Raw genomic sequence first — 13,368 nt, 5'->3', positions numbered from 1 at the left:
ATATGGACATAATTTTCTCATTTATTCAAGATTTTCAAATCCCTATGCTAATTTTATTAATAATTTTAGTCATCGTCCTTTTATTTTTGGAAATATTAAATAAGGTAGAAATATCAAGGTTAGAAAAAAGATATAAAAAAATGATGAGAGGGAATATGGGAAAAAGTATTGAGGAGCTTTTAATAGAAAACAATAAAAAACTTGATGAAGCCCTTTTGACTACAAAGGAAATAGAAGCAATTTATAAAGATGTTGATGGTAGAGTTAAAAATTGTATTCAAAAATTTTCAATTATAAGATATAAGGCCTTTGATGATGTGGGTTCCGATTTAAGCTTTTCAATTGCCCTTTTAGACGATAATAATGATGGGGTAATAGTTACAGGAATATATGGAAGAAATGAAAGCACTGTTTTTGCAAAGCCAATTAAAAATGGAATTTCAAAGTATGATTTATCTGAGGAGGAAAAGACGGTTTTAAGGGATGCAATGAATAAAAAATAAAGCTACATAATGTAGCTTAAAAAAGAGGGGTATAGGTTTTGTGGTGGATGGAGTAGATTATATCTTTTAAGTCCATGTTATCGCAGTTGATCATTAAAGAGCCGCCTTCCTTTGCTTCAATCATAGAATTTAATTTGTAAAGAGGTGTAGTTTTTTCTGAGTATATATATGCATCAGAAGTAATGTTTTCTGAGATTTTATGGACATCATATCCAAGGTTTTTTAATTGATTGTATAAATCTACAAGGGAATCATCAATACTTATTATCATAATAAACCCTCCTGCCTATATTGTGAGCAGGAGGGTTTAAAGTTATGCGATGTATATTTTGGAATTATCTTAAGGTAAAAGAAGAATTTATTGAAAGCCTCTTAATTGAAAGGTATAAAGAATAGGAAATTACATCGGCCATTTTCATAACTAAAGATAATCTGGTATTTTGCAAAATAAGGTATTCCATAAATCCTGACATATTAACTATACCAGTTATAGAAAGATTACCTATGGGAGATAGTTTTTTGTTGACGCCAGCGCCAGGAAATATTGGGCCTTCATAAAGATTAATCTTTCCGATGTTTTCAACTTTCCCAAGGGAAGCATCTATGGCCAATATGTAGGGATCAAAATGTCTCTTATAGATGAGATCAATATAATCATCAAGATTTTTAGCATGAACAGGATTTTCAAGGGTTCCGTAGATATTTACACCCTTTAGGTTAAAATTTTTAGTCAACTTATCTCCAACCAAAGGGCCTAAACAATCTCCAGTTGAACGATCTGTTCCGATACATAGGATGACTAATTGGTTTATATCAGCATAATCCTTTAACATGTTTATTATTTCATTTGAAAGAAGGTATGCAGAGTTTGGTTTATCGCTTTCTATTGAAAAACAGAGTTTCTTTTCTTGAAGCATGTAAAAACCTCCCTTTTGAATCTAGTTAAAATTTTTTCCAAAAGGGAGGTTAAATATACTATATGAGTTTTATTTTTTTGAGGATATTATAGAATACCATTAAAAATAATAAATATAGCATTCCTAAAAAGCCGTAGGCCTTAACTCCTATATAAATAGATGCGAGAACAAAAATAGGATTTAAACCTAACGTTGAGGAAACAAGTTTTGGTTCTACTATCTGTCTTATTATAGTAATAATTATATAAATAATTACAAGAGCTATTGCAATATAATAGTTTTTAACTAAAAGAAAGTATGCTGCAAGGGAAAAATAAACAAGTCCAATCCCAAGTATAGGAAAAATATCAAGGAAGGCACATAATAAGCTCAATAAGAGTGCATAATTAAATTTTAGGGAGGTAAAGGCAATAAAACTTTCAATAAAGGTCAAACTAACAAGGATAGAATATGATTTTAAGTAATTTACAAGCATTTTATAGCTTTCAGAGGAAAACTCGCTAAACTTTTTTTTGCCCTCCTCATTAAAAATTTTGGTAAATTGTATTTTATATGAGTTAATATCCTTAGACATAAAATATGTTGCAATAAAGGTTATTACTATAACTAAGAATAAAGAAGGAAGTTTAATTGCAAAGGATAAAAGGGAGTTTAACAAAGTTTGAGTCATATTTAAAAGTGTTAAAAATACAGAATTTAAATTATTCTGTATGTTTTTAAATATTGTTGGATCCAGCGTCCTTAAATGTTTTTCAAGATTAACTAAAAGGTTTTGGATATATGGATATATAACGTCAACGCTTGGCACTTTAACAAGAAGGTTTTTAGCTTCAGTAATTAGTTTTAATGTTATAAGGGTAAGAAAATAGAAGATGACGCTAAAAGTTATTGTCGTTGTAATAATAGAGGAAAGGGAAACAGGAAGCTTAAATTTTCTAATTAAAAGGTTATTAAAGGGCTTATTTATTAATGCTATAATAATAGCAAGGACAAAGGGAAGGGTATAGGGCAATGTTTTAAAGAATATGAAAAACGAAATTGTATAAATTAGTAAAAACAATCCAAACCTTTTTAGTTTTAAAATAAATAATTGATCAAACATAATTTCACCTCACTTTTAAGGGGGGATAGGATGATAAAATTTAATGGCAATTTAATGGATATAATAATTATTTTATTATTATTATATGGATGCATAGATGGTTTACAAAAGGGGTTTATATCTACTTTGCTTAAATTTTTATCATTATTCTTTTCTCTTTACCTTGCTAAAATTGCAACACCATATCTTACTTATTATATTATAAACAATACGGAAGTATATTTAAACATGCAAAAAATATTTTTAGAAAAAATTGAAAAAAACAAGGCAGCATCTTCGGCACTATATCTTGTTTTAGATAAAAATAATTTATCTAAGAGCGTTACGGATCTTTTTTTGAATGCAGCATGTTTTTTTGTCATATTTTTTGTGGCAAATATAGTTTTTAATATTATAAGGGAGAATATAAGAGTTAAAGTAAGAAGGGGAAAGGTAGGATTTTTAGATAAATTGCTTGGAATGGTTTTAGGATTAACAAAATGGGTTTTAATTTTGTTTATCGTATTTGCACTCATGATTCCTGTAGTTTCACTTTCGCCAAAAGAAAGCTCTTTAAAAAGAGAAATAGAATCGTCGAGAATCGCTAAATACTTTTATCATTACAATATTGTTTTTTCGTTAGTTAAAAGGATATCAAATAAATAAAATCAATAAATATATAGTAAATTATCGATATTTTAAATAACTATTCAATAAAAATATCAGTTGTTTTAATATTAAATTGTAAATATTATGTAGGTGGTGGTAGCATGAAGGTTGTAGATTGTAAAGGACTTACTTGTCCAAAACCAGTTATATTAACAAAAAAAGCAGTGGAAGATCCTGATTTTGATGAAATTGAAGTTATAGTTGATAACCAAGCATCAAGGGAAAATGTAAAAAAATTTTTGCAAAGTGCTAACGTAGATTTTAATATGGAAGAAAAGGATGGACTTTATCATTTTTATGCTAAAAAGAAGGGTGAAATTAAAAAGGTTGATGAGCCTGTTGTTTGCAGTATATCCAATATAAGCGTAGATCAGGGCTTGACATATATTATATCTTCAGATAAACTAGGAACTGGTGATGATAAGCTTGGAGCTATGCTCATGAAAAGTTTTATTTATTCTTTAACTGAAATTACAGAAAAACCAGGGACAGTTATATTTTTAAATTCTGGGGTTAAACTAACAACAGAAGGCTCCGATGTTTTGGATAGTTTAAAAAAGTTAGAGGAGCTAGGAACAGAAATATTATCCTGTGGAACATGCCTTGACTTTTATGGTTTAAAGGAAAAGTTAGTGGTAGGTTCTGTAACTAATATGTATACAATCGTAGAGAAAATGAATGCAACAAAAACTATAAAAATATGAGGGGTGCTATGAAAAACATTCTTATTACCTTTGACAGCACAAACTATGCAATCCAATGTGAAGCAGTTCTTAAGGAAAAGGGAATAAAGGGTCAAATAATGCCAACCCCAAGGGAAATTACTAAAAGCTGCGGCATTTCCATAAGGGTTGATTATGAAGAAATAGAAAATATTAAAGGATTAATCAACGATGGAAAGATAAAAGTTAAAATGCTCTATAGTTTTGGAGAGGAAAGAATTTTTGAGCCGATTTTGTAAAGCCACAGTTAAAAAGACTGTGGTTTTTTTATGGGTATTTTTATTGAATTGTTCAAAAAAATAATGTAAACTACACATAATAGGGGGTGAATAGGATGAGTTTAATTAGTTATGGGATGCTGATTAATTACTTAAATAAAGGAATAAAAATAGTTATTATTTTAATCATAACTAAATTAGCAATTTATATTGGAAATAGGCTTATTACTAAATTTTTCGAAAGACAAAAGAAGTCAAAATTTGGATTAAATGAGAGAAAGGCGGATACTTTAAAGGAACTGTTTAAGAGTTTGTTAAGGTATTCAGTTTACATCATATCTTTTATTTGGATATTTGAAACTTTAGGGTTTGATGTCAAGGCTTTGATTGCGGTAACAGGGGTTGCGGGAGTTGCTATTGGATTTGGTGCCCAGAGTCTTGTAAAGGATGTCATATCGGGAATTTTTATCTTACTGGAGGATCAATTTGCTGTTGGAGATTACATAACCATCGATGGTTTTTCAGGGATAGTAGAAACGTTAGGAATAAGAGTGACAAAGATAAGGGATTTTTCTGGTGAAATTCACATTATACCTAATGGAACAATAGGAAGGGTGACAAATAAGTCAAGGGGAAATATGAGAGCCCTTGTTGAGGTTGATATATCCTATGAGGAGGATTTAGAAAGGGCGATAGATATATTAAATAAAATATCAGAAGATGTTAAAAAAGAATGTGATTATGTTGTAGAAGGGCCGACGGTTTTAGGAATAACTAATTTTGGAGAAACGGGAATAAAGTTAAGGGTAATAGCTAAAACTTTACCAATGAAGCAATGGGATGCAGAATATGAATTAAGAAAAAGAATTAAAAAAGCTTTCATGGAGGAAGATATAGAAATACCCTATCCTAAAAGGGTCATCATCGAAAAAAAGGAGGGGTGATGCGATGAAGGAGTTTTATTTAGGAGATATTGTTGAAACGAGAAAGGAGCATCCTTGTGGTAATAAGACGTGGGAAGTTATAAGGCTCGGTGCTGATATAAAAATAAAATGCTTAAAATGCGGCAGGATAGTCATGCTTCCAAGGTTTAAGTTTGAAAAGTCAGTAAAAAAAATAATCAAATCAAATGCACCGGATACTATTGCACAAGAATGACTTATATGCTAAAATATTATAGTCCCTGCCCACAGGAGTGGGCCGTAAGTCCAGAGGGAGGAGGTGAAGGATATGAAAAGATATGAAACTCTTTTCGTAATTGCACCTAATGTAGTAGAAGAAGAAATTAAGGCTACTATTGAAAAGATTAAGGGTGTAATCGAAAACGGCGGTGGAGTTATTGATAACGTTGATGAGTGGGGAAAGAGAAGACTTGCCTACGAAATCAATCACTTCAATGAAGGATATTATGTTCTAATTAACTTCACTGCAAGCCCTGAATTACCTAAGGAATTAGACAGGGTTTTAAGAATCTCCGACAACGTAATAAGACATATCGTTGTTAAACTTGATTAATAAGGTGGGATAAAATGAATAAGGTTTTACTTATAGGCAGGTTAACTCGTGACCCTGAGATTAGGTATACAGCAGGGACGGGTATTGCCGTGACCACCTTTACACTTGCAGTAGATAGGCCCTATGTAGGCCAAAGTGGTCAAAGAGAGACAGATTTCATCCCTGTTGTTTGTTGGAGAAAGCTTGCTGAATTAGTTGCTAACAACCTTACTAAAGGAAGGCTTGTTGCTGTATCAGGTTCTATTCAAACAAGAAAGTATCAGGCACAAGATGGTTCAAACAGATATGTAACCGAAGTTGTGGCTGATGAAGTTAAATTTTTAGATAGGCCTAAGGAGCAAGCAACATCCTTTACTCATGATGAAGTTGCAAGCGACGAAGGAGAATTCTTCCCTGTCGATGGAGAAGACGAAATACCATTTTAAATACTTAGGTAAGGAGGGGATAGTATGTCAAACGCAAAGAAGGCAACAAAGCAAAGAAAAGCAAAAAAGAGAGTTTGCGCTTTCTGTGTAGATAAGGTTGAATACATTGATTATAAAGATATAGCAAAGCTTAAAAAATTCATAACAGAAAGAGGAAAAATTCTTCCAAGAAGAATCTCAGGAAACTGCGCAAAACATCAAAGAGAGTTAACTGTTGCCATCAAAAGAGCAAGAAACGTTGCTCTACTTCCATTTACAACAGAATAAGAATAAAAGGTGCCCAATGGGCACTTTTTATTTTATAATTATGTGATATAATAAAATAAAGATTTAGCTTCCGGGGGTGAAATAATGGGGGATGAATTGGATATAATGGGTAATATAAGGCTTATAGAAACATATAAAACGTTCCTGTTGACTTCAGTTTCAGATTTGCATATATCTATGTTAAAGGGAAGTAGAGCAAATTTAGATGAGATTAAGGATGAATTGTCTCAAATTATAATCCTTGCCTATCTTCTTGCTAAAAAGCTTGGAATTGATTATTCAAGTATAGATGATAAGGTTATAAAAAAACTTAAGGCAAGCCTTTTGGATGATGAAAAAAGCGATACAGACTATCTTAGTCTTATTACATACTTAAAAGAAGGAAGGGAATAGATGGTGTCTACAAGGGCCTTAATAGAGTCTTCTTTACTTACTGCTATTGCGGTAGTATTGATTTTAATAAGTATATATGTTCCTATATTTTATTTTGTTGGACTTTTTATGTGGCCGTTGCCTTTAGCATTGGTGCAAATAAAACATGGTTATAAATATAGCCTTCTTTCACTTGTTGCTACAACAATAATAGTATTTATATTTACGGACCCCTATACAGCTCTTGGATTTGCAATAACAAACGGCGTTTTAGGTATAGTATTGGGGACTATGATTAAAAGGAAAGAGAGGGCTATAAATACCATTTTTATAATGATAATTGTCAATGTTATATCCGTTGCTATATCAATAAAATTATTTGGATTGATAGCTGGACAGGATTATATTAAACTTGCTTTAGATGAGTTTTATAAAAGCATTGACATGGCAAAGTCCTTTTATGAAAAAATGGGAGTTCAAAAGGAAGTTTATGAAAACATATTTAAAGCTATGCCTCCTAAGGAAATGCTTTTAATGTTAATCCCTTTTGCCCTATTTATGTATGGATTTTTGTCGGCTATTATAACTTATGTTTTGGCAAAGGGAATATACTCAAGGTTTGGGATAAAGCTTGAAGAAATTCCTAAGTTTTCAAACTGGTATGTTCCTGTAAAGCTTGCCTTTTCAGTAATAATTTTAGTTTTGATTGCCTATATATTAGCTTATCTAAAGGTTAAAAATGCTGATGCATATCTTTTAAATGCAATGTATCTAATGCTTTTAACTTTTTCAATAAACGGTCTTGCAGCCTTAAGCTTTTGGCTCAACAAACAGAATTTACCCAAGGCCTTTAGGGTATTAATACTTTTGTTTGTTTTCTTTTCCTTAGGCAATCTATTGTTTTTAGTAGGAATAGTTGATTATTCCTTAAATTTAAGGAAACTTGATAAATCAAGGATTAAAGATTCTCCAAAATGATGGAGGTTTGTTATGGATAATAAATTTAAAAATTTTATTCCAAATGTAAGGATATACCTGCTTATAATAGCTATATTGTTAGGAATATTGGCCTTTTATAATGTTTACGTATTTTTTGTAGGATTTTTTGTTTATTTGGTTCTCCTTTATTATAACTTCAAAAGTTCAGAAGTAAAAAAGAATCAGTTTTTTAAGTTTATAGAGGATATATCGAATAATATCGATACTGCCGGAAGGAATACTTTGTCTAAAATTCCAATACCCCTTACTATTGCAGATGATGAGGGAAAAATTATTTGGGCTAATTCTCCTTTTTTAGAGGGTGTTGTTAAAAATCCGTATGGAAAGAGTATAAAGACGATTATTCAAGATTTAGATCTTCAAAGGATAATAGAAAAAAATATAAGTGAAATAAATAAAGTAAAGATAGAAGAAGAATATTATGATGTTTTGATTAATGTAGTAAAATCAAAATCCTCAAATAGGAAAAATATATTTTTGTTTTATTTTATCAAAAAAACAAATTATTATAAGCTTATTGAAGAATATGAAAATAAGAAAATGGTAGTTGCCTTAATTGAGATAGATAATTACGATGAAGTTTTAAAGAGTATGGATGATATAAATAGGCCAATATTGATTGCAGAAATTGATAAAAAGATTAATTCCTTTACTTCAAGCCTAAATGCCTTTGTTAGGAAATATGATACAAGCAAATATGTGGCAGTATTTGAAGAACAGAATATAAAAAGGGTTATAGAAGAAAAATTTCCTATCCTTGATGAAGTTAGGGAGATGTATTTTGGCAATAAAATACCTGTTACCTTAAGCATAGGTATAGGTATGAATGGTGAAAATCCACATAAAACCCATCAATTTGCAGTTGCAGCAAAGGACCTTGCCCTAGGAAGAGGAGGGGACCAAGCTGTTGTAAAGGATGGGGAAAAATTACTATTCTTTGGTGGTAAAAGCAAAGAAGTAGAAAAAAGGACGAAGGTTAAGGCAAGGGTAATTGCCCATGCTCTATCGGAGCTTATAAATCAAGCCAGCGAAGTAATTATAATGGGACATGAGACTCCGGACCTTGATAGTATGGGTGCTGCCCTTGGAATGTATAGAGGATGCAAACAAAAAGGTAAAAGTGTATATATTGTCCTAAACAAGGTAAATAAATCCATTGAAAAAATAATGGAGAAGGTTAATAATAGAGGATATGAGGGTGTTTTTATAACTAATGAAACATCTAATGCCATAGCAAATAGCAAAACGCTCCTCATATTAGTGGATGTCCATAGAAGAAATTTTGTTGAAAATCCTGAGCTTTTAAACAGGGTTGGAAATATAGTTATTATAGACCACCACAGAAAGAGCATTGACTTTATTGATAATGCAACAATAACCTATATAGAGCCCTATGCGTCATCAACTTCGGAGCTTGTAACGGAGCTTTTACAGTATATGGTTGATAGAGTTGAACTAAATGAGGTTGAAGCTCAAGCCCTTATGGCAGGTATATACGTCGATACTAAAAACTTTACCTTTAAGACGGGTTCAAGGACCTTTGAAGCAGCAAGTTTTTTAAAGAAGATGGGGGCAGATCTTATTGAAGTTAAAAGGCTCTTTGCCGATGATTTTAAAACCTTTATTGAAAGGATGGAACTTATAAAAAGCGCAGAGATTAAAAATGGCATAGCAATAGCCCTTCATAGGGGACAGGTTGATAATTTTATAATAGTTCCCCAAGCTGCCGATGATCTATTAAAGATTGACGGAATTGAGGCCTCCTTTGTTCTTGCCAATGTTGGAAATGAAGTAATGATAAGCGGAAGATCCTTAGGTGATATAAATGTTCAGCTTATTTTAGAGAGCATTGGCGGTGGCGGACATATGACTATCGCTGGAGCAAAGCTTTCAGATATTAGCATAGATGAAGCTAAGAAACTTTTAGAAATTGCTATACAAAACTATCTAAAGGGGAGTGACAAGAAATGAAGGTAATATTAAATGCTGATGTTAAAGGTGTAGGAAAAAAAGGAGATGTTATAAATGTTTCAGATGGCTATGCAAGAAATTTTCTTTTTCCAAGAAAATTAGCAATAGAAGCAAATGAATCAAATTTAAAGGTTTTAGAAGCTCAAAAGGCTAAAGAAGAGCAAAAAAGACAAGAGGAGCTTCAAAGGGCAAGGGAGCTTGCAAAAAAACTTTCTGAAATTACAGTTGAAGTGTCAGTTAAGGCTGGGGAAAACGGAAAGCTATTTGGTTCAATAACTTCAAAGGATATATCAGATGCTCTTAAAAAACAACATGGAATAGAAATAGATAAGAAAAAGATAGAATTAGATGAGGCAATAAAGGTTGCAGGAGTTTACAATATTGAAGTAAAGGTTTACCCGGAGGTTACAGCAAAGCTTAAGGTAAGCATTAAAGCACAGTAGAAAGGAAGATTTAGGTGAAAAAAAACGCAGCAAGTAAATCTAATAAAGTTAGGGAAATAATTAAAGGACAATATGAAGAACTTGAAATAAAGGTTAATTCTTTGATTGAAAATGTATATGAGCTTTATGGGACTGAAAATGTAAATGCTGTTTTAAAGGAAGAAAATCTCTTAGATGCACTTTTATCGGATGAATTAAACGAAAAACTTTTTGTTCTTCAAAAGGTTCTTTTAAACAAAGATGATTTTATAGATGACCCCTTTGAACTTATTGAAAAGTTAGAAGAAAAATTAGCCTACGTTTTGGCAAGAAAAAAAGTTGAAATGGAACTTGAAAAAAAGGTTGATGAGATAATAGAAAAAAACAATGAAAAATTTATAGATGACATAAAGCTTAGCATCATTAAAAACAAAGGGGACCAGAAAACAGCAAAACCTTAAAAAACTTGCAGAACTTCAAAAGCTTGAAAGCATAGGCCTTTCAAAATCAATTATGGAATACCTAAGGCCATCTTCCGTCAAGGAGATTGTTGGACAGGAAAGGGCTATAAAGGCTATATTATCAAAACTTGCATCGCCCTATCCACAGCATATAATACTTTATGGCCCTCCGGGGGTTGGAAAAACAACCACTGCAAGGCTTGCCTTTGAAATTGCAAAGATGTTAAAATCCACTCCTTTTTATGAGGAGTCTCCCTTTGTGGAGGTAGATGGGACAACCCTAAGATGGGACCCAAGGGAGATTACAAACCCTCTTTTAGGTTCTGTCCATGATCCTATATATCAGGGAAGCAAAAGGGACTTTGCAGAAAGCGGCATTCCTGAGCCAAAGCTTGGACTTGTTACAAAGGCCCATGGAGGAATCCTGTTTATCGACGAAATAGGCGAGATGGATCCAATACTTCAGAATAAACTTTTGAAGGTTTTAGAGGATAAAAGGGTGGAATTTTCATCATCCTATTATGATCCTGATGATGAAAATGTTCCTGAATATATAAAAAAGCTATTTGATGAAGGGGCACCGGCGGATTTTGTTTTAATCGGTGCAACAACTAAAAGCCCTGAGGAGATCAATCCTGCCTTAAGATCAAGGTGCGCCGAAGTTTATTTTGAACCACTTTCTAAAAAAGATATCCAAAACATTGTTTTAAATGCTGCAAAAAAGTTAAAAATCAAAATGGATGCAGAAGTTCCCGAAATCATTAGTCAATATACTATAGAGGGAAGAAAGGCTGTTAATATATTAGCCGATGCCTATGGTTATGCCCTTTATAATAGAAGAGGAAAAAGGCCATATATTACAAAGGATGATGTTTTAGAGGTAATAAACCTTGCAAAGCTTGTTCCTTATTATAAAACCTATGCAAAGGAAGAGGGAGAAATAGGTAAGGTATTTGGCCTTGCAGTTTCAGGCTTTTTAGGAAGCATATTGGAGATTGAGGCGGTTGCCTTTGAAAAGGAAGATGGAAGCGTAAGGTTTAATGATACAGCCGGCACCATGGCAAAGGATTCGGTTTTTAATGCAGCATCGGTTATAAGAAGGCTTACGGGTCTAGACATTTCCAATTATGACATCCACGTAAATATAATTGGCGGAGGGAATGTGGATGGACCTTCTGCAGGTGCTGCCATAACCGTTGCAATATTAAGTGCCATAACAGGTAAAAAGGTAAGACAGGATACTGCTATTACCGGGGAAATATCCCTTCTTGGTGAAATTAAGCCTGTTGGTGGAGTAAATGAAAAGATTCATGGGGCAATTCAGGCAGGAATGAAAAAAGTTATAATTCCTAAAGAAAATATTGATGAGGTATATAAGGATTATGAGATTGAAATAATCCCTGTTTCCACGATAGATGAAGTGTTAGATGTAATTCTTTGGGAGGCGGTTTGATGGATAAATTAAGGGTTCCTCCGCATAATATTGAAGCTGAGCAGTCGGTATTAGGCTCTATGCTTCTTGACAGGAATGCAATAGCCGACGTTACTGAAATTTTAACTGGCGATGAGTTTTATAAAGAATCCCATAGGATATTATACAAAACAATAGAGGAAATTTATAATAAGGACGAACCTGTGGATATCATAACTGTAATAGACCTTTTAAAGAGCAGGAACCTTTTGGAGGTTGTAGGAGGAGTAAGCTATATATCAAACATTGTTGCTTCTGTTCCTACGACAGCTAATGCAAAGTCCTATGCAAAAATAGTTAAGGAAAAGGCGCTTTTGAGAAGGCTTATAATTGCATCTAATGAAATTATGGATAAGTGCTATCAGGAGCCTGATGATGTTGAAGAAGTTTTAGGCCTGGCAGAAAAGGCAATATTTGATATTTCACAAAATAAATCCCATAGTGATTTTGAACCTTTATCAGAAATAATAATGAAAAGTTTTGACAGCATAGAACATTTGTCAAAAACAAAGGGAGATGTTACAGGAATTCCATCGGGATTTACTGATCTTGATAGGAAAACATCGGGATTTCAAAAGGGAGATTTTATTCTTGTTGCAGCAAGACCTTCTATGGGTAAGACGGCCTTTGTTTTAAATATAGCCCTTCATGCTGCCTTAAGGGCTAAAAAAAGTGTTGCAATATTCTCCCTTGAAATGTCAAAGGAACAGCTTGCATTTAGAATGCTCTGTGCTGAGGCTAATATAGATATGCTAAAACTAAGGACAGGGGACCTTGATGAGGAGGATTGGTTTAGGCTGGCAAGGGCAGCAGGTCCGATGTCTGAGTCAAAGATATTTATAGATGATACTCCAGGAATTTCTGTAAACGAAATGAGGTCAAAATGCAGAAGACTAAAGATAGAAAAGGGCTTAGACTTAATTATAGTTGACTATCTTCAGCTCATGTCTGGAAGTAAAAGAAGTGAAAGTAGACAACAGGAGGTTTCAGAAATATCAAGATCATTAAAGGCCCTTGCAAAGGAAATGGATGCTCCGGTTATTGCCCTATCACAGCTCAGCCGTGCTCCTGAGGCAAGATCTGACCATAGACCAATGCTATCGGATCTTAGGGAATCAGGTTCCATCGAACAGGATGCTGACCTTGTTATGTTCCTTTATAGGGATGAGTATTATCATAAGGATACCGACAAGAAAAACATTGCCGAGGTTATAATTGCAAAGCAAAGAAACGGTCCTACAGGAACAGTTGAATTAGTATGGCTTGGACAGTATACCAAGTTTGGAAATCTCGACAGATACCATAGTGCATAAAAAATTCCAGCTTTATACCATGAGTATAAGGCTGGAATTTTT

At 33.0% G+C, this 13,368-nt stretch carries 17 protein-coding genes and 1 pseudogene; 15 read left to right on the top strand and 3 right to left on the bottom strand.

Annotated features, from left to right (window positions below; translation table 11 throughout):
• Positions 1–2: 2 nt before the first annotated feature.
• Positions 3–503: a DUF4446 family protein gene (locus CAAU_RS10000; RefSeq protein WP_008909319.1), complete on the top strand. Its 501-nt coding sequence runs from the start codon at positions 3–5 to the stop codon at positions 501–503.
• 16 nt (positions 504–519) lie between these two features.
• Here CAAU_RS10000 and CAAU_RS09995 read toward each other — a convergent pair whose 3' ends face one another.
• The 3 genes from CAAU_RS09995 to ytvI form a co-directional block, all read right to left on the bottom strand.
• A complete protein-coding gene (locus CAAU_RS09995) occupies positions 520–774 on the bottom strand; it encodes a YkuS family protein (protein WP_008909318.1) in 255 nt (84 codons plus the stop codon).
• A gap of 64 nt (positions 775–838) precedes the next feature.
• Positions 839–1,420: a spore protease YyaC gene (gene yyaC, locus CAAU_RS09990; protein WP_008909317.1), complete on the bottom strand. Its 582-nt coding sequence runs from the start codon at positions 1,418–1,420 to the stop codon at positions 839–841.
• A 58-nt stretch (positions 1,421–1,478) separates the two neighbouring features.
• Positions 1,479–2,522, bottom strand: coding sequence for a sporulation integral membrane protein YtvI (gene ytvI, locus CAAU_RS09985; protein WP_008909316.1), 1,044 nt, complete (start codon positions 2,520–2,522; stop codon positions 1,479–1,481).
• Between the two features lie 30 nt (positions 2,523–2,552).
• Between ytvI and CAAU_RS09980 the strand changes: the two genes are divergently transcribed.
• The 14 genes and pseudogenes from CAAU_RS09980 to CAAU_RS09915 all read left to right on the top strand — a co-directional run bounded on the left by CAAU_RS09980 (position 2,553) and on the right by CAAU_RS09915 (position 13,326).
• Entirely contained in the window at positions 2,553–3,167 is a 615-nt protein-coding gene (locus tag CAAU_RS09980; protein WP_008909315.1) for a CvpA family protein, read from the top strand.
• Positions 3,168–3,271: 104 nt separating this feature from the next.
• A complete protein-coding gene (yedF, locus tag CAAU_RS09975; RefSeq protein ID WP_008909314.1) occupies positions 3,272–3,874 on the top strand; it encodes a sulfurtransferase-like selenium metabolism protein YedF in 603 nt (200 codons plus the stop codon).
• An 8-nt stretch (positions 3,875–3,882) separates the two neighbouring features.
• Positions 3,883–4,131, top strand: a complete 249-nt coding sequence (locus CAAU_RS09970) for a putative Se/S carrier protein (RefSeq protein WP_008909313.1) — start codon at positions 3,883–3,885, stop codon at positions 4,129–4,131.
• Positions 4,132–4,226: 95 nt separating this feature from the next.
• A complete protein-coding gene (locus CAAU_RS09965; protein ID WP_008909312.1) occupies positions 4,227–5,054 on the top strand; it encodes a mechanosensitive ion channel family protein in 828 nt (275 codons plus the stop codon).
• Positions 5,055–5,058: 4 nt separating this feature from the next.
• Positions 5,059–5,268 (top strand): DUF951 domain-containing protein, encoded by a 210-nt coding sequence (locus CAAU_RS09960; RefSeq protein WP_008909311.1) that lies wholly within the window; start codon positions 5,059–5,061, stop codon positions 5,266–5,268.
• Between the two features lie 72 nt (positions 5,269–5,340).
• Positions 5,341–5,625 (top strand): 30S ribosomal protein S6, encoded by a 285-nt coding sequence (rpsF, locus tag CAAU_RS09955; protein WP_008909310.1) that lies wholly within the window; start codon positions 5,341–5,343, stop codon positions 5,623–5,625.
• A 14-nt stretch (positions 5,626–5,639) separates the two neighbouring features.
• Entirely contained in the window at positions 5,640–6,050 is a 411-nt protein-coding gene (locus CAAU_RS09950) for a single-stranded DNA-binding protein (protein WP_008909309.1), read from the top strand.
• Between the two features lie 24 nt (positions 6,051–6,074).
• Positions 6,075–6,317, top strand: coding sequence for a 30S ribosomal protein S18 (gene rpsR / locus CAAU_RS09945; protein ID WP_008909308.1), 243 nt, complete (start codon positions 6,075–6,077; stop codon positions 6,315–6,317).
• An 84-nt stretch (positions 6,318–6,401) separates the two neighbouring features.
• Positions 6,402–6,710, top strand: a complete 309-nt coding sequence (locus tag CAAU_RS09940) for a MazG-like family protein (RefSeq protein WP_008909307.1) — start codon at positions 6,402–6,404, stop codon at positions 6,708–6,710.
• On the top strand, positions 6,711–7,667 hold the full coding sequence (locus CAAU_RS09935; RefSeq protein ID WP_008909306.1) for a YybS family protein: 957 nt from the start codon (positions 6,711–6,713) through the stop codon (positions 7,665–7,667).
• A gap of 12 nt (positions 7,668–7,679) precedes the next feature.
• On the top strand, positions 7,680–9,659 hold the full coding sequence (locus CAAU_RS09930) for a DHH family phosphoesterase (RefSeq protein ID WP_008909305.1): 1,980 nt from the start codon (positions 7,680–7,682) through the stop codon (positions 9,657–9,659).
• Positions 9,656–10,102, top strand: coding sequence for a 50S ribosomal protein L9 (rplI, locus tag CAAU_RS09925; protein WP_008909304.1), 447 nt, complete (start codon positions 9,656–9,658; stop codon positions 10,100–10,102). The genes CAAU_RS09930 and rplI overlap by 4 nt, the downstream gene beginning before the upstream one ends.
• A gap of 56 nt (positions 10,103–10,158) precedes the next feature.
• Positions 10,159–11,995 (top strand): annotated as a pseudogene (gene lonC, locus CAAU_RS09920) (Lon family ATP-dependent protease).
• A complete protein-coding gene (locus CAAU_RS09915; protein WP_008909301.1) occupies positions 11,995–13,326 on the top strand; it encodes a replicative DNA helicase in 1,332 nt (443 codons plus the stop codon). The pseudogene lonC and the gene CAAU_RS09915 overlap by 1 nt, the downstream one beginning before the upstream one ends.
• Positions 13,327–13,368 lie beyond the last annotated feature (42 nt).

It is taken from the genome of Caloramator australicus RC3 (genome assembly GCF_000297115.1).
In the GTDB taxonomy this organism is placed as follows: Bacteria; Bacillota; Clostridia; order Clostridiales; family Caloramatoraceae; genus Caloramator; species Caloramator australicus.
Note: the sequence above shows the minus strand (reverse complement) of the source record. Positions and strands in the feature narration are given on the sequence as shown.